Genomic DNA, 17,507 nt, shown 5'->3' with positions numbered 1-17,507 from the left:
CCAAACATAAACAACATAATAACAACCATTTAGAGTAAACCATTTCCACCCTCAGTTTCAAAAGGAGTTTCATCTAGCGCATTATCAAACACAGGTACCCTTAGCTCGATTAGTGTTCCATTCTCAGGAGTTGATGATATTTCTATCAGGCCATTAATTAAGAAGGCTCGTTCTTGAATACTCAATAAACCTAAACTTTGACCTTTAATGGCACTGTTTAATTTAGAACCAACATCAAACCCGATACCGTTATCTTCAATCGTCAGTTGTAAATAATCATCTTGGATAGAACAGTGGATATTAACCAGATCCGCATGCGAATATTTATGTATATTAGTAAAAGCTTCTTGAGCAATGCGAAATACCGATATCTCAAACTTGTCATTAAATCTAGGTAAGTTGGAAGAGATGTCACTAACAATGGCCAATTGGCTAAACTTACGTTGCCTATCGGTTAACCATTCCAATGCCGCTGACAACCCCATGTCATCCAGAATTGATGGCCTTAAATTGAGTGATAAGTTCCGCACCTTGTCGATCAGTTCAGACAAAACCGACTTAATTAATTCTTTATCTGGTTCAGGTAACTGTTGCTGAATTTTTAATAGTGTTAAGCCCTGTCCAATTTCGTCATGCAGCTCTTTAGCAAAGTATCTCCTTTCCTCTTCTTGTTTATCCATTAAATTAAATGACAAACGTTCAAGCTTCTCTTGGATGGCGTGTTCATTTGTTCGTAGTGCAATTTTTTCGGCTAAATCTAAAAACCAAGCTTGGTAATAACTAACATCGTTAATAACGATAACGTTAAAATCAACATGCACCGAGATGACGTTGCCATTATCGCCAACGATCACGGTTTCGCCAGACCAATAACCTTGTTGTGACAATGAATTAGAAATTGTTTCAAATAAAGGATGGGAATGTAATGGGTGTTTTATCTGATTGAGGGGAGTGTCTTCCTTTATCCCAAATAACTTTTTAAAAGCTTGATTAACAAAATGAATTTCACCTGTTTGGTCATAATAGAAGTACGCATTGGTTGATGTATTTAACCCAGTAGATAACAACATCCAATCTGCTGCAAAATGTTTATCCACTTTAACTATTAAACTAATTACCGTACCGACAAAGAACATATGTAATAAGACAGCTGACGACCAAATAACCAGGTTGTCGCCTGCAATTAACGTCAAAAAACCACTGAATAAAATTAACAAAGGCATTAATTCAAATTCAGAATACTGTTTTAATTTGTACTGGATCCTCATCAATGCAATGGCTAATAATAAAGAGCAACTCACCGCACTTAGAATTAACAAAATGGGTTGAACGTCGTTAAATAAAACCGATGTATTCCAACCATGTCCATTCCATTGATAGGCATAACCTATAAATAAAAAGAAACCAGCCGCCAAAAGGCTAATTACAACGAGATCGGATAAACGTTTAGACAAAAATGTAAAATACAAATGAATATAGAGGAAGCTTGTAGCAACTAAATTAAAACAAACGATGACAACCCGATAACTTTGATCCGGGATAAAAAAAATCAATAAACCATCAATCCCCTGCAATAAAAACACTACGCCTGTTTGCCAGGCTTTAAACAAATTAAAGAGCGACTGTGCAACTCGGCTGAATCGTATAAATAACCAATACAAAAACACCGAAATACAGATCAATCCCTTCATTAAGTTGATGGTTTGATAGGTATTTACATTAATAACATCCTGATGAATAAACTGGCCAGCAACAAGACTGCTAACAAAAATTAGAAACGTTAGAATTAATGAACCGTGTAATATGTTTTTTAGCAATCAATCACCCCTTTCTTATTCGTATCTAAAGTCGACCCAAGCCACCAACAATTCGAGTAAATCGGCTTTGCCACATTCACATTGAAAATCCCATTCAAGATCAGACAGATCTTGCTCTAATTGCGCTGTTTTTTCCTTTTCAGATTTTGTTTCAAGCTGACTACTATGGCTAATGGTTAAATCGTCACGGTCAATCTCAATGGACCATTCTGTAAATTCAACAACGCCTTCTATTGATGTCTCTAACAATTCAATTAAATCATTTAATTGTTCAACTGAGTTGTCATCCAGAACAAACTCAGTATTTAAAAAACGCCCCACGGCAAATTGTTCACCAGCGACGGCTACACTATGAACTTTAGTATTTGTATCAAAGATAAATTCGTAATCCATACCGAGTCCTCAGTTATATTTAGCAAATTGATTTTTATGCGCTTTTTCAACACATTCTTGAATAGAGGAGTATATGTGAATCTAGCAAAAGCGCCATGTAGAATTTACGATATGCAGGGAAAGTCGTCGCTTATAATACGGTTTAGTGGAATATCAAAATCAAAGTTTATAAATTGTAATGAAGCAGAAAAAACTAGGGTAAAACGATAAGTAGAAAGCCATAAATCTACTCCCCAATAAATTTAAAGTCAGTTTAATAAAAATGAATAAATTAACTATGGATTAGATTTTTTAACCAATTTTCCGTTATTTATAGCTAGCTTCATTGTCTAACTCTAAAGTACCTTTGGAAGTCAAATAGTTACCTTGAATATTGATTACAGATGTTGCAACCTGATTTTCTTTTAATACGCTAGTTTTAACCACATGGGTGAATGAGTCTTCTATAGAGTTAAAAGTGGGTTCGTCTTTTAAGAAGGTTAGTAATAGCGGCTCAATACCCTTAATACCTAGTGAAATTGTGCTCTTTTTTATGAATTAACTCCTGTCGGATTTACTAAAGAACTCAAAATCAATATCGTCAATGATTTTTGTATTTTAGTGTACTTATTGAAACATACGTTAATTAAATATATACAATACCTCTTTAGTCTTTCAACGTCTGCTCCTTGAACAAAGAGGCTTGTCAAATTTTAGAATTGCTAAGGTATTTCGGGACATAAATGAGTTACAAAATTTTATGGGTAATAAAATAGATACCAGTAGTTTTCTAAGGCGAGTTAATAAATAAAATGTCAATAACTAGTCATAGGGTCGTTACTGACATTTTCAACTGAGTATACTTACACGTTAGTCAGTACATTCTGTCCAGTTTTCACCATCCGAACTGCATTCATATAATGTTGTGCCATCATCTTGCTTAGTAGCTCTCTGCCAGTTGTTATCATTATCGATATCTATTTGAACACCGGGTTCCTCTTTGCGTTTACGCCAATATGCGGTATCAATAGTCACTTCATCTTCCCATTTATAAGGCGTTAAAATAAGGGTATCTATCATGTCTTGTGCGTTGAATTCGGGGTTATCAGTAAACTCTTTCCAGTCAGCTAGTTCTGTAAAGCGAGCTTGCTCAGCTCTAAAATAAAACGCTGCACTGTATGACGCCTCACCTTCTGTATATCTAAGGTGATAGTTTTTCTCATAAGGAGAACTAAAATCATCAAAGTTGCATTCTTCAAATGAGTTAGCCAGCGTGGCTGAGTCTGAGCTATTACCTAGTTCATAATGAATACCATTAACATCGAAGCTTACTCTTTCGTTTTTAGCACAGCGATACGTACCATTCATTTCTCTGTAAGCGTCCTTTCTAACACTTAACCACCCACTTTTATCTTGCTCATTCCACTCTTGACCTAACTCGTGAAACTTACTGCTGATAAAATCTACTTCATCCAGCTTGTCAGTATCTTGTAGCTTGCTAAATTCGACCAAATCTTCAGTACCTAGAAATACTATTTCGTCACGATACCAGCCGTTATCAACTTGAAAATATTCGTCTAGCTCTGGGTTTCTATGTACAAATACTCGAATTTCAGCATTTTGATAATCGGAATATTGTTCTCTTAAATCCGTTTTACGTTTATAAGCTGCCTTTAGCCCTTTCATAATGTCTTGTGCGACATGAAATGCATCAGAGTCTTTATCAGCTATGAAATCTGCATACATTTGATCTGCAGACAAATTATAAAACTGGACTAAGCCAACAACAGCGTCTTCAATCTCTTGTTTTAACTCTTGAACCGCTTCATCATGTTTTTTCAAGTAGTGGCAATGTTTAGCATTAGTTTCGCTGTCATTAGGGTTGTTACCTTTATTTTCAGCAAATGGTGGATAACTTCGTTCTATCGCTTCCCATACAACGGTAGTTAAAGGAGATATATTTCTAACTAAACCATTAGTGAAGTCTTCCTCTGTGATTGCTTTAAAAGTAGGTTGCAATACAATTTGATAAGGGTCAGTTACTTCATGAGCTGCAACATTTTCATCCTCAGAGCCTTCATCCCATGCACCTACAGGCACATCTACAATGATTGCAGAATATGCTAAACACTCAGCATCTTCTTCAGAGATATTTAAGGTGTAATCACCACCTACTTCGGTTTCTTTTTGCGGTTCATTTGGTTCAGCGTTACCATTGCCGTTAATATCCAAAAATACCGTTCCGCCGACAATATAGCCGTCTATGGCTTTACCTGTAACAGTTAATATTTTTTCCGATGACGCTGCCGATACATTCTCATCGTCAAAAGAACTGCCTCCACAACCACTTAGAACTAAACCCAACGCTAGTGAAAGTGCTAATTTCATTTTGCTTTTTACCATCTTTATTTCCTTAAATGATTACTATCTTAAAGTTTTCTTGAGTAGCACTGTAAGTTACCTTACTTATAGGACATATAACGTCTCAATTTGAAATTACTAACTTGAAGTTGATTAAGTTCAGTTGGACTTATCAATAAATTGTTTTTTTGGGGAAGATATCTAGAAATATTATTGAGGTTAATCACTTAGTTCATGATCAGCTCCTAATTTTACGTAGGAGCTTATCCTAGAAAAAAAATATTAAAACTTCGTGTGAAAGTATGTAGGTAATCTTGAGTAATTTATGCCTACGCCAACTTAAATTCACAATTATTTTTTAATGCTTCTAGAGCTGATATTTGCCTAGGATCAGAAACTGCCTTTAGCTGATTTGAGATACTCTCATCAAGAGCTATACAGTAATTTTGTATGAATTTCAGTGCTGCGTAATGTTGTCCTGATTTTGAGATTCCATCTAAAATTAATTGTGCAATAGATAATACTTTTGAGTAACTAAATTTCTCTGATAACAGATTTTGTTTAGTCACATGTTCAAACAGAGCCTGATGGTGAGTGCGCTTCTTAGCGCTAACTTTTTCTTTAGCTTTAGCTTGTTCAAGATTGCATATAGTTTTCTCGTTCCCCTGTATGTTTTCTATTGCTTTTTTCGCTACTTCTTCTGCGTTGGCAAATAAAACCATCTCAAGTTCGTATAACTTCCAGTCGGGATTATGCTTAATACACGCAAATAAGTAATCCAAATAAACCTGATATGTATCCTCTTTTGCTATTCTCTCCCAGCCTCTTTTGACTAAACTTGCTACCGAATGTTCTTTTTGCTGCGAAAAACCTTTTTTTGTTTCTTTATTTCCAGTAACGTTATTTCTACCTTCCAAATAATTAAAAACGATACCAGAACTAATATTTGCATTGCACTGTAGAGCATTTAGAGTAACAACTACACGCGCATCAAATATCGCGAAACGCTTTGGTTCAACAATTGAATAAAGCTTGGTATAACTTGCTAGCCCCTTAAATGGCATTTCAAAATTACCACTTCTAACTCTGTTGATATATTTTTTTATGGTTTCGTCCTTATTGCCTTTTACCCCGCCCCAGTCTTTGATAATAATTTTAGCAACTTCAAAATCTGATTTATTTTCTTGTTTCCATAATGAATTTAAAAAATACTTTAGCTTCACATTTGCTGAAAAACCTTTCTCCATAGAGTGTACAAAGCCATCAATCTTAGGGATCTTCCAACTGTATCTTCTTTCCAGTAAAGGAACTTCAGTTTCAAAATAGTTTATTAACAGGTTAAGTACTTCTTTATTCAATGATTTAATTTCTTTCATTATTTATTCCTGCCAACTTATGTTGGCTAATTAATCTATTTGCCTGAATATTGCCCCAATAACAGGACATATAATGTCCTATTAGATTTAATTATCCATTAATCATTGCTTGCCAAGCTTCTTGAATCATTACCATTGCTAATGTATCTAGCTCACAATACATCAAGAGTCCGTGTTCAAGCTCTTTTCTTTCATAATCTGACATTTCGGTGAACTGAAGTCGTGCATATGCCGTTAATGCTAGACCTCCGTTATTTAATTCATCAGACTCAGATAGTAGCTCAATGTCATGCTCGGAAGCTTCCGCAAACATTTTGGGTAATGATTTATACGGGTCTTTTACTTTTCCAACGTCATCAAATTCAATCCAAACTTTGTTTTCAAAGTTAAAGCTCGGTAACTCCTCAGTCCCATAAATCGTTTTTGCGTACTTTTCTTGAAGGAATTGAGAGCTATTTAAAATAGCAGGTAGTACAGCCTTTATAGAATTTGAGCCACCAGTGGCAGGATCATAATAATATTTCTTAACAAGCTCCCACTGGTCAACCATGCTTCTATCGCCCAGCCAATTGTCTTTGCTGTTATTGGAAGACTTGGTTATTGTCTTGATGAAATCACAAAGCTCGTCTTTATCTAGCTCAAGTGATGACTTCAATTGTTGATACACCATGTTTAGATAAGCATTCTCATGGTTGGAGTATCTAAAGATAGTGCCACTGTCTTTTTCTAATTGAGCTTTCAATTCTCGTACGAAATTGAAGTTCGGGAACTCACCAACTTTTGAACTTAAAAACTGTCCAGCATGTTCAACTTGACCATCAGCATATAAAATATGATGTGAAAACTGGAACGCAATTCCTTCGTATGGAGACATTCCTTTATAAAATGGAATAGCCACCGCACAAGTTTCAAAGTCTATAAAGTGCAGCGGGTAGGTCCATGTTGCCATTACATTTCTCATGCTGTCTTCATCGAAATAAACGCTTGAATCATTATCTTGTACTTTTTCTATTTGCAACCACTGTCTTTCTTTTAGAGTTAAAGCTGGTGTAGGCGAGTCTTCATAGTTGATGTCTTCAGGCGTTAATTCTTTAAGCTTAACTTTACCACTTTCAATGCACCTGTCTGATCCTCTAAAGTTGGAAATTTCTAATACTGTAGGCTCATTAAAATCGGATTCTCTCCAATGAAGTTGCTCTTTCCAACATTCTTTAAAACCGCTCTTGTAACCATTTTTTTCTTCTTCGGTAGAACTCTTAAATTCGCAACTTTTACATTTCGAGCCGATAACAGGCAGCACCTTATCATCGTTGGCATATCTCTCAGCTAATATCTCGATATTGGCAACAAACCCTTCAGCAGGCATTCCTGTTCGTAGTTCTGTTTCATATGCTATTTGAACGGCTTTATCGGTATTTACTTTTTTAAGAATTTTAACCGATAAATCTGATTCAGTTAAAGAATTAGAAACGGCCACCCCTCGCCTATTTTTTTCATCACGAGTTAGCTTGAATTTTTGGTTCAATCCATTAACCGGGCAAGGCATATCTTTATCTACAATCATTAAATAACTGCTGACAATCGCACTAGGTATTGCCTGTTTTAATACATATTTTTGGAACGCTACATCAAAGATATAAGGCTTCCACTTAGAATCTAGCTTTCCTGATTTATTTAAGAAGTCTTTGTCTTTTTTTGCAGAATAAGACTTGGCCTTAACTTCAATTAGTTGATATTCATTGCCTTGTTTAACCAATATATCAACACGAACAAATAAATTACCAAATCGAATAGCAGGTTCAAAAATAACAACCTTTTCTTGTTTCAATAACTCATTGGTTTGCTGAATGGATGTTTCATAATCAAGTGATGTAATCTCGTGTCCACCAGGGAAATAACATTTTGCCAATTCTCCCACTTGAAAGCCCCCATCAGCTAACGAAGACAAAAATGGATCGTTTAATTTATTATCGGGATACTCTTTTTTCCCCGTATAAAATAGTTTTGTTGGGCATTCTGTTGCCAACTTAAATCGTGACTTCGATAAATATCTAGGCGGGTTCATAATTCACTTCCTTAATTTAACGCTTTCCATAACCCTACACCTGCATTAAAACAGATTAAGTCCTGATTGAATTCGAATTTAATTTATCTACTAAGCTATGGCAATTAGGCTAAACATAAATACTAGTTTGCACTTATTATGCGAATCTAAGATAAACAACCTTAATATTAGAAGGTAAGTTATTTTTAATTTCGTAAGCTTCGCATGCAGCAGACCAATGCATAAAACTGTAATTATCGTCATGTTGCACATTTAACAGTGAGAGTTCGATTTGATTGAGGTGGAATTCATATTCGACACGGCTATGAATTACACGGTCCCCCGCCCATATTAAGCAAAATTCTAAGTTCGTCATACTCCCCCCCCTAAAAATGAATAAACTAACAGTTTATTAGGACATTATTTGTCTCATCAAAGCTGTAGGCTTATCTAAATTAATAATGAATAGGCAAGGCAATGAACCGAAATCAAATATTAGATGATTACTTTCTAATAAGTATAAACCCAGATAAAAGAGTATCAGCCTATCAGTTGCTTTCGCAAACTGGAGTTTTGTTTTCTAGTAACCTAAGTCACAGACTTGCTATTACTGATATTCAAACTCAGCCTGTTAGTAACAACTCCACGTATCTCTTTTTAAAGGTGAATGCTGAGATACATGACATTTCAAGCTTTCAGAATAACCTAATCGAATCATTAGAGGCCGTTGGTAGCTTTTCTCAAATTTATCAATGCTTGATCAATCAGTTTTACACCTTTTGCAATGTCAACGGACTGAAAGTATTTATGTATGAGGAAGCGCCAAATGCTTAAGTATATAATGCTACTGCTAGCCATAAGCCTTTTCGGTTGCTCAACTGTGAATAGAACTTGCGGGTTACCTCTGACTTTATATTACAAAGTTAAACAATACGACAGAGGTCCTAACAATGGTGCTATTGACGACAATCAAGATGGTAAAGTTGATCAATATGAGGCTTTTGGATATTGGGATTTTGAACAACTCATTAGAGTTTTCCGCTCAGGAGACCCATACCAAGAATATAAATGGACGAACATTGAAACTTGCTATGTATTCAATGTGAAAGCACTAGATTACTTGGAAGATCTAAGCCAAGCTGTTTTATATCAAACTTGCAGAGAGTTTACTTTTCAGGTTATAAGTCCGTCAGGTCAAAATATGGGTGTTGGGGCAGGCAAAGCCTGCCGGAATTTTTCAACTCATCGTTGGGAAATACTTTAGACTTTAACGCTTTGGCTTTTCATCAAATATCAATTTGATGAAAGCAATAATTAAAGCAAAGAATAACAAATATAAACAAAACCTTATAATCAGCCATATGATACTTTCTTTTTGAAAGTCGATATCTTCCCGATATCGTGTTTTTAGTTCTGATGATATTATTTGCCTATTTATCCATTGCTTTTGTAGTTCAAAATCCCTTTTTTCTTCAGCCTTATACCAGATTATATGCAACGTTAGCATCGAGACAAAAATTAAAAGAGCCAAAATATCCAATTGCATAAGTTGGTTTCCGTACATAACACCAACCAACAATGCACCTGCGGTTAAGCCTGCGTAAGTAAGCATGTCTATTTTATCAAAACGCTGATTATTTTGTGTTGGCATTTTGGCAACCAAAGAACTTAACGTAGGTCTATTTTCAAGCATTTGCTCAACCGTTGGTAAATTATTAGTCATTAGTGTCGCCCCGCTTCTGTCGATAATAATATGAGCTGGAATTGTTCCAATTCGTTAAAAAGTAAAGCAAGTTCATGTGTAACCTCTTGGTCATTGACCTTACTTAAACTCGACTTAAGCGCATCTAAAACAGCTATATTTAGACAAGAAATAACATACTTTTCTCTATTTGAGGTCAGTCGGTTGAGTGACAGTTGATTAATAACATTTGAAATCTCTGAGCTAGTAGAAAAATCTTTATATATGGATGGTTCAGCAAACATTCTCATTACGTTTAACAATTGTTCAGATAACATGAAAGTTACTCCTTTGATTGACAGCAACTGTAATTTACAATTAAGTTAGGACATAAAGTGTCCTAACTTATGCAGAGAGTGGTATATGAGAACCCCGAATTCAGAATTTAAGAATGCAATTGTACGAAGCATTGATGTCGGTGAATATAATGCAATTAAATTAAAAGACTTAATTGAAAATAGACTTTTAAGCTTTAGGAAGGACAGCCAAGATTCCTTTGATTCGTTTAAGAAAAATGCTTATCGAATTATAACTTCGATGCTAGACGATGAAGGTGAGGGACTTACCAGAGTAAAAAAGGGAAATGCATATTTTTACTACTGGGCATCACAAAAAGATAAAGATGATGCTGTTGAACAGTTTGAAATGTCAGAAGAAAGAGCGTTTGCATTTGCGTTTATTAAAGAATATCTACCAGAACTGATCCCCCCTCATATATACAAAAGTCTTAAGACAGAATTTGATAAAGCGGAAGAAGTACTTGAAGACTTAGAGCTAACAAAATATTTAAGTAAAATAGACTTTAACCCTATGGGTTATGACATGCATAGCCAGTTGGATCACGATTTCGCGTCCAAAAACGAACTACAAACTTGGCAATTTGTATTTGATTGTACATTCAGCGAAGCAAGCTTTTCTGCAAAGTACCGTTCAATTCACGACAATTATGACTCTACTAAGTTGATTCTATCGCCACAGAGGATCGTACTTTTAAATCAGCAATTAAAAGTACTGGCATATGAGCATAACACCAACACGACTAGGTACTTTGAGATAAGAAAATTATGCGAAGTAAAAAAATCAAATGAACCATTTCTTGAGGTCAAAAAAGCCGAGTATGAATCAAGAGAGAAATTCTCTGCCATATGTCACACGTGGGTAAAAAACCACTTTGAATCTACATCTCTAGCCAATACAGCAAAATTTAAGAAACTTGCAACTGATGACTGCTGGCTGATGGAACTAGAATTAAGTTTTCCACACCATTTTAACCGCAAAGAACCAGATCCATTTTTTGTCGCAAACTATTTAAGCGGGTTTTCCGATTCAATGATAGTGATCGAACCTGAATTTCTTAAAAAAGAAATGCAAAGAAGAACTTCTAGTTTAAATCTGGCATATCAAGATAATAAAAATGCTGAAAAAGTAATTTCTATTAGCCCATATGTTATGGCTAGAAAGCTATAGGAATATTATTTCAAATGAGCAAAGACAGCTCTAATTTCGCTTGGCTGAGATTCTGATTTGGGATGGCAAATACCATATGCAGAGATTTGATAGAGCATATCTCGATTACTTGTGAGATATATCTCACATTCAATAGGGCAAACACTGCCTTTTCTACTTACCTCAAATTAATAAATAGACTAACGAACTGTTTTTAAACAAGTTTTTATAAAAACATCCAATATTACAACTTAAAACTTCTTAGGTTTATGTCTTTTTAGCCTTTTTCCAATTTTTTAATTACGTACTATAGTTTCATCTTAACGACGAGACTGCTAAATGATTTAGCAAACATGGATTGGAATCGCTGGATGCGAAAAGGGATTTAATTAGGAAAGCAGGAGCTTTTTTGACAAGGAAACTAGGACAACAAGGACATGGATCGCAAGATGCGAAATGGATGACGAGTATTACGTCGAACCAAATTTAGGGAGAGGAAGGCTAGGAAGCAAAAAGGACTATAACGAAGGCAGGAAGCTTTATAAAGGATTGGGAGTAGAAGGAGTGGATCGTCTAAGGATTGGACAGCAAGGACCAAGAAGGATGAACATACAAATTGGATTTGTTTGGTAGGATGCCAAAGAGAATATAAAAAAAGTAGCTTTGGCTACTTTTTTTATGCCTGTAAATTAGCCACTTGCACTTGCTAGCTGGTCAAACTAAAAAAATTTTACCATCTCGCAACAAAACACTTAACATATTAACAACGTCTCGATGTTAAATAATTCCGCCATTGTTCATCATATTCCGTCATACGTTTGTGTTTTTTACCGACTAAATGATTATGTCTTTCAGTCTCAGTTATAAAAGGCCCAGCATGACAAATATCGCAACCATTTTCACCAAACAATTCCGGTGGCGGCGTTAATGACGGAATTCGTTCTAACGCTGCTTGCCTATTATCCATTGTCGTCCAAACGTAGGTTAAAGATTCGGTATCTTTTACATGTTTATCACGGTCTACATTTCTAATTTTGTAACCTGGGAATTGTTTAATATCAAATGGCGTGCTGCCAACAAAATGGATATCGCTAATCTGCGTTTTAAAGCTTTGGGTTAATGAATACTCAATATCCCACTCTATATAAGGTTTAACGTCTTTGGAGCTGATATAAGCTAACTGAGCCCCCGATTCTGATAATAAAGAGTTAAAACTATGTTTTAAAAACAACCTTAACAAACGACGGTTTAATGTATTTACACTCAACTTAATATCATCAAACTGGGTTTGTTGTATAAATTGTTGCTGGCTTGAGAAATTAGGGACAAGGGGAAACTGGAATATCACTACGTCATAACACGGTGACAATTGGTCAATGGACTCAGAACGGGTGACGTCAAATTCAGTGATCACTTCACAGTTATTATTCTGTAAAAAAACTAAATTATCATTACCGTACTTATCGGTTAACTCGACTTCTGAGTCCAACACCGTAGCGGTTAATTTTTTAGGCTTGTTATGACTGAATAACGATCGGGAGAAAGATAAGTCACCATCTCCCACCGTTAATATCGACCATTGCGGTTTTATAATCATGTTTTTAAACTCAGAGCTATTATATAAACTCTATTATGCCTGTTTAGTACCCTAATCTACAGACACAAAAAAACCGCCTTTAAGGCGGTTTTCATTCAAATATTAATTACTTAATATTAGTTGTTGCTAACGAACTCTGGGTAAGCTTCTACACCACACTCAGAACGGTCAACACCTTCGTATTCTTGCTCTTCAGTAACTCGAATACCAATAACCGCTTTAAGAATTGACCAAACAATGAAGCTTGTTACAAATACCCAAACGAATATTGTTGCTGCACCAATTAACTGACCAGAGAACGAAGCTCCGTCGTTTGTTAATGGTACTAATAATAAACCTAATAAACCAACTACACCGTGAACTGAGATAGCGCCCACAGGATCATCAATTTTTAATTTATCTAACGCTAAGATAGAACCAACTACTAATATACCACCTAGAGCACCAAATAAAGTTGCTTCTAGAGCAGTTGGTGTTGAAGGTTCTGCTGTAATAGCAACTAGACCAGCTAGTGCACCGTTAAGCGCCATCGTTAAGTCTGCTTTTTTGAATAATAATGCACTTAGTGCTAAAGCGGCAATTGAACCACCAGCTGCTGCTGCGTTAGTATTTAAAAATACCATTGCAACTGAGTTAGCGTTGGCGATATCACCAAGTTTTAATACAGAGCCACCGTTAAAGCCAAACCAACCCATCCATAAGATGAACGTACCTAATGTTGCCATTGGCATGTTTGCACCAGGAATTGCGTTTACTTTACCGTCTTTAGTATATTTACCTTTACGAGCACCTAGTAATAAAACACCAGCCAATGCTGCTGAAGCACCTGCCATGTGAACGATACCAGAACCAGCAAAGTCAGAGAAACCTAAGTCGCCTAATGTATATAGACCGAATACAGAAGCACCGCCCCAAGTCCAAGCACCTTCCATTGGGTAGATGAAACCAGTCATCACTACTGCAAATGCTAAGAATGCCCAAAGTTTCATACGCTCAGCAACCGCACCAGATACGATTGACATTGCTGTTGCTACAAATACAACTTGGAAGAAGAAGTCAGAAGCACCTGAGTAGATAGAGCCACCAACAAATCCGTCTTCACGTGCAGCGAAATCTGCTAATACTGCAGCTTCGTCAACAGCTTCAATTCCTGATAAGAAAAGGCTGCCGTCATACATGATTGAATAACCAACCACTAAATACATAACACATGAGATTGCAAACAAGGCTACGTTTTTAGTCAGAATTTCTGTTGTGTTTTTAGAGCGAACTAAACCCGCTTCTAACATGGCGAAACCAGCCGCCATCCACATAACCAATGCACCACAAACTAAGAAGTAGAAAGTGTCCATTGCATATTGAAGATGAAATATATTTTGTTCCATTGTAATTCCCCTATATCGCTTCGCCGTCAGTTTCACCAGTACGGATACGTACCGCTTGCGCTAGATCTAATACAAATATTTTACCGTCACCGATTTTACCTGTATTAGCTGCTTCAGCGATCACTTCAACTAAACGTTCCGCGTTCTCATCTGATGTTGCTATTTCTAGTTTTACTTTTGGTAGGAAATCAACTTGATATTCCGCACCACGATATAGTTCTGTGTGACCTTTCTGACGACCAAAACCTTTAACTTCAGTTACTGTTAGGCCTTCAACACCTACTTCACTGATGGCTTCACGTACATCATCAAGTTTAAATGGCTTGATTATGGCTGTTACCAATTTCATTGTTATTCCTTAGTATATTGTTTTTCTTATCGAGCTTACTAAAGGAAGATCAATGCCAGTAATGTAAGTTACTGTTATATATGATTGTTTCTGATTTTAGGGGCGTGTTATAAAATCAATTGCACCAGATTGGTTTGTTTACATGTGCATTTGTGGTGCACAATTAATGTGCACGCATCAAGGGAAATTAAGGGGAGTTAAATTATGAAAATACCGACCAAACAGAGGTATTCACCTCTATCTTTACCGATTTATTTATAAATGCCGTGGTACTTTTTACGGTGATGTTTTGATCTGACCAATTAACTTGCGACTCATAAAATTCGCCAGCAAAACGCTCTTGTTCAACAACAAGGGCAGAATTATCCGCTAACGTTAATTTTAATTGATGCGGTCTAATGTACACATCCACCGTTTTATCAATTAGAGTTGTTAAGTCTTGTTGTCCTGCATATGGTATTTCACCCAGTTCAGAGCTGAGACTGTTAGCAGAAATAACCTTACAAGATAGCCACAGACCTTGCCCTAAAAACTCCGCAACAAACCGTGTACTTGGAGTATTAAACAAACGTTCTGCCACATCTATTTGTTCAATTTTACCATGATGTAACACCGCAATACGGTCACAAAATGCAAAGGCTTCATCTTGGTTATGCGTCACAAACAAAGCAGCAATATTATGCTGTTTTAACAAGGCGCGTATATCACCGATTAACTCAAAGCGAAATTGTGGATCTATGTTTGAAAAGGCTTCATCAAACAACAATAAATCCGGTTCACAGGCCAATGCTCTTACAATAGCAATACGTTGTTGTTGACCACCAGACAGTTCATGTGGATATCGGTCTGCGTATTCAGACATTTTTATAAGGGACAATAACGATTTTACTTTTTGCTGCTGTTCAGCTTTTGATAATTTATCTAAACCAAAAGCCACATTTTTAGCCACAGTCAAATGAGGAAATAAAGCATAATCTTGAAAGATAAGGCCAATCTTTCTTTCTTCGGAAGGTATATTTACACTATCACCTAGTACTTGTTTCCCGCCAATTAATACGTCACCAGATACGTTTTCTAATAATCCAGCAATCGCTTTTAATACGGTACTCTTACCGCCTCCCGATGGACCAAACAACGCAACTATCTCACCTGCGTTTACCTGTAACTCAAGGTCTTTAATGATCTGATTGGTTTGATAACTCACATTTAATTTAGACAGGCTTAACACTGGCACAGTAATACTTCCATAAGGCAAACAAAAATTCTATTTAGCATCAATAGAACGATTTAATACTAATAAAGGGATAAGGCCCACCAATACTATCAAAATAGCGCCAAGTGCTGCTAGTTCTAGTTGTTCATCACTGGCGAACTGATATACATAAGTGGGGAGAGTTTGAAAATCAAATGGTCTTAACAATAATGCCGCAGGTAATTCTTTCATACTTTCAACAAATATTAATAGCGCGGCCACTAAGGCGCTTTTTCGAATCAGCGGTATATGGACTTTTCTTAATAAGTTAACGCCATTGGTGCCCATGGTTTTAGATACCATGTCCAATGACGGACTAATTTTTTCATAACTGGATTCTAATGTTTTATTGGCAATCGCAATAAATCGAACCAAGTGCGCAAATATAATCGCGATAACAGTACCGCTTAATAACAATCCCGGCGCAGACAGTCCCATCCATACAGCCATATCGTTAATCTGAGTGTCCAAAAATGTTAATGGAATTAAAACGCCAATTGCCATTACTGTGCCTGGTATCGCATAACCAGAACTTGCAACTTTTAACGAAAACGATTGGGCTTTGGTAGGTTTAACTCGATATGTGTAATTTAATATTAATGATAATACTAAGGCTAATAACGCAGTTATCAACGCAATGCCCGCACTGTTTAGTGCAAAATCAAAGACCTCTGTAGTCCAAGACTGCTCAAAATAATGAATCGCATATTGTAATAAGATGACCACAGGAACAATAAAGGCAAGAAACAAAATCAAGCTACAAAAACTCACCGCCAGAACCGTTTGTTTGGTGCTGAGTTTATAACTAAGGGTTTGTTGGCTGACCTTGGCATCATTACTATTTTTTTGTCTGCCCTTTTGCAGTTGTTCTAAAAACAACAAAACAAAAATACCCATCACCATGATTGCCGACAGTTTAGCGGCACTGGCTAAGTCATAATGACCTAACCAAGTATCATAAACCGCAGTGGTTAATGTGCTGACAGCAAAATAATTTACGGTGGCGAAGTCAGCCATGCTTTCCATCATCGCCAACGCACAACTTGCAATAATTGCGGTTCTGGCCAACGGCAAAGAGACTTGCATAAAGCACTTAAAAGGCGATTTACCTAACACCCTTGCCGCATGAGTTAAGGTGGCATTTTGTTCAAGAAAGCTGGCTCTGACCATCAGATAAACATATGGATACAAAACCAAGGACAACATAATGGCGGCACCGGATAAGCTTCTGATATCAAAAAACCAATAATCATTAATACTTGTCCAACCAAACCAATCACGTAAGGTTATTTGAATCGGGCCTGCATAGTCCAACAAATCGGTGTAGGTATACGCCACCAAATAAGCTGGCATTGCTAACGGTAAAACCAGCGCCCAATTAAAAAAACGTTTCCCCCAAAACTCACAATTGGCAATTAACCATGCTAATGGAATGCCAATGAGTAATACCAAAAAGCCAACAGAAGCCATTAACAATACTGTGTTAATAACATAGTCGGTTAAGACAGTTTCTTTAATATGAGTAAAGCTATCACCATGGGTACTTAACGCTTCAAAAAGCAGGGTTAATAATGGCAATGCCATGCATAAGGCAAGCAACAAGCTTGATATTTTGATGTGTTTAAAACTAGGCCAACGCATAGCCCATTTTTTTACCAGATGATCGGTGTTTAAGGAAGAGTCACCAACAGCCGTTGTTTTTTTTATAACCGCTGTTGGCCCAGTTTCATTCATTAATAATTCAAATAATCTATTTTTTTAGTTTGT

General features: G+C 36.3%; 16 protein-coding genes. 3 read left to right on the top strand and 13 right to left on the bottom strand.

Going from position 1 to position 17,507, the window contains the following annotated elements; genetic code table 11:
• Positions 1 to 29: 29 nt before the first annotated feature.
• The 6 genes from KO505_RS01670 to KO505_RS01645 form a co-directional block, all read right to left on the bottom strand.
• Positions 30 to 1,817, bottom strand: a complete 1,788-nt coding sequence (locus KO505_RS01670; RefSeq protein ID WP_216053707.1) for an ATP-binding protein — start codon at positions 1,815 to 1,817, stop codon at positions 30 to 32.
• 15 nt (positions 1,818 to 1,832) lie between these two features.
• Positions 1,833 to 2,210 carry a YacL family protein gene (locus KO505_RS01665; protein ID WP_216053706.1) on the bottom strand — a complete coding sequence of 126 codons (378 nt, stop codon included), beginning with the start codon at positions 2,208 to 2,210 and terminating at the stop codon, positions 1,833 to 1,835.
• Positions 2,211 to 3,059: 849 nt separating this feature from the next.
• On the bottom strand, positions 3,060 to 4,592 hold the full coding sequence (locus KO505_RS01660; RefSeq protein WP_216053705.1) for a hypothetical protein: 1,533 nt from the start codon (positions 4,590 to 4,592) through the stop codon (positions 3,060 to 3,062).
• Between the two features lie 287 nt (positions 4,593 to 4,879).
• Positions 4,880 to 5,926 carry a hypothetical protein gene (locus KO505_RS01655; RefSeq protein WP_216053704.1) on the bottom strand — a complete coding sequence of 349 codons (1,047 nt, stop codon included), beginning with the start codon at positions 5,924 to 5,926 and terminating at the stop codon, positions 4,880 to 4,882.
• Between the two features lie 91 nt (positions 5,927 to 6,017).
• Complete coding sequence (locus KO505_RS01650; protein WP_216053703.1) at positions 6,018 to 7,991, bottom strand: DUF2779 domain-containing protein; 1,974 nt, start codon at positions 7,989 to 7,991, stop codon at positions 6,018 to 6,020.
• Positions 7,992 to 8,127: 136 nt separating this feature from the next.
• Positions 8,128 to 8,346 carry a hypothetical protein gene (locus KO505_RS01645; protein WP_216053702.1) on the bottom strand — a complete coding sequence of 73 codons (219 nt, stop codon included), beginning with the start codon at positions 8,344 to 8,346 and terminating at the stop codon, positions 8,128 to 8,130.
• A 101-nt stretch (positions 8,347 to 8,447) separates the two neighbouring features.
• Here KO505_RS01645 and KO505_RS01640 point away from each other — a divergent pair, with 101 nt between their 5' ends.
• Together KO505_RS01640 and KO505_RS01635 are read left to right on the top strand one after the other, a co-directional pair.
• Positions 8,448 to 8,804 carry a hypothetical protein gene (locus KO505_RS01640; RefSeq protein ID WP_216053701.1) on the top strand — a complete coding sequence of 119 codons (357 nt, stop codon included), beginning with the start codon at positions 8,448 to 8,450 and terminating at the stop codon, positions 8,802 to 8,804.
• Between the two features lie 46 nt (positions 8,805 to 8,850).
• Positions 8,851 to 9,234, top strand: a complete 384-nt coding sequence (locus tag KO505_RS01635; protein WP_216053700.1) for a hypothetical protein — start codon at positions 8,851 to 8,853, stop codon at positions 9,232 to 9,234.
• A gap of 3 nt (positions 9,235 to 9,237) precedes the next feature.
• Here the strand turns inward: KO505_RS01635 and KO505_RS01630 are convergent, their stop codons facing one another.
• Together KO505_RS01630 and KO505_RS01625 are read right to left on the bottom strand one after the other, a co-directional pair.
• Positions 9,238 to 9,693 carry a hypothetical protein gene (locus KO505_RS01630; protein ID WP_216053699.1) on the bottom strand — a complete coding sequence of 152 codons (456 nt, stop codon included), beginning with the start codon at positions 9,691 to 9,693 and terminating at the stop codon, positions 9,238 to 9,240.
• The gene (locus tag KO505_RS01625; protein WP_216053698.1) at positions 9,693 to 9,989 is read right to left on the bottom strand and encodes a hypothetical protein; all 297 of its coding nucleotides are present in this window, start codon (positions 9,987 to 9,989) and stop codon (positions 9,693 to 9,695) included. Before KO505_RS01625 ends, KO505_RS01630 begins: the two co-directional genes overlap by 1 nt.
• A gap of 85 nt (positions 9,990 to 10,074) precedes the next feature.
• Between KO505_RS01625 and KO505_RS01620 the strand changes: the two genes are divergently transcribed.
• A complete protein-coding gene (locus tag KO505_RS01620; RefSeq protein WP_216053697.1) occupies positions 10,075 to 11,178 on the top strand; it encodes a WYL domain-containing protein in 1,104 nt (367 codons plus the stop codon).
• A 739-nt stretch (positions 11,179 to 11,917) separates the two neighbouring features.
• Here KO505_RS01620 and KO505_RS01615 read toward each other — a convergent pair.
• The 5 genes from KO505_RS01615 to KO505_RS01595 all read right to left on the bottom strand — a co-directional run bounded on the left by KO505_RS01615 (position 11,918) and on the right by KO505_RS01595 (position 17,381).
• The gene (locus KO505_RS01615; protein ID WP_216053696.1) at positions 11,918 to 12,754 is read right to left on the bottom strand and encodes a Rossmann-like fold-containing protein; all 837 of its coding nucleotides are present in this window, start codon (positions 12,752 to 12,754) and stop codon (positions 11,918 to 11,920) included.
• 116 nt (positions 12,755 to 12,870) lie between these two features.
• Positions 12,871 to 14,139, bottom strand: coding sequence for an ammonium transporter (locus KO505_RS01610; RefSeq protein ID WP_216053695.1), 1,269 nt, complete (start codon positions 14,137 to 14,139; stop codon positions 12,871 to 12,873).
• A 10-nt stretch (positions 14,140 to 14,149) separates the two neighbouring features.
• Positions 14,150 to 14,488 (bottom strand): P-II family nitrogen regulator, encoded by a 339-nt coding sequence (glnK, locus tag KO505_RS01605; RefSeq protein WP_216053694.1) that lies wholly within the window; start codon positions 14,486 to 14,488, stop codon positions 14,150 to 14,152.
• 202 nt (positions 14,489 to 14,690) lie between these two features.
• A complete protein-coding gene (locus KO505_RS01600) occupies positions 14,691 to 15,722 on the bottom strand; it encodes an ABC transporter ATP-binding protein (protein WP_216053693.1) in 1,032 nt (343 codons plus the stop codon).
• A 30-nt stretch (positions 15,723 to 15,752) separates the two neighbouring features.
• On the bottom strand, positions 15,753 to 17,381 hold the full coding sequence (locus tag KO505_RS01595) for an iron ABC transporter permease (RefSeq protein ID WP_216053889.1): 1,629 nt from the start codon (positions 17,379 to 17,381) through the stop codon (positions 15,753 to 15,755).
• Between the last annotated feature and the right edge of the window lie 126 nt (positions 17,382 to 17,507).

Source organism: Psychrosphaera sp. F3M07, assembly GCF_018860345.1.
Classification (GTDB): domain Bacteria; phylum Pseudomonadota; class Gammaproteobacteria; order Enterobacterales; family Alteromonadaceae; genus Psychrosphaera; species Psychrosphaera aquimarina.
This window is presented reverse-complemented; position numbering and strand designations above follow the sequence as displayed.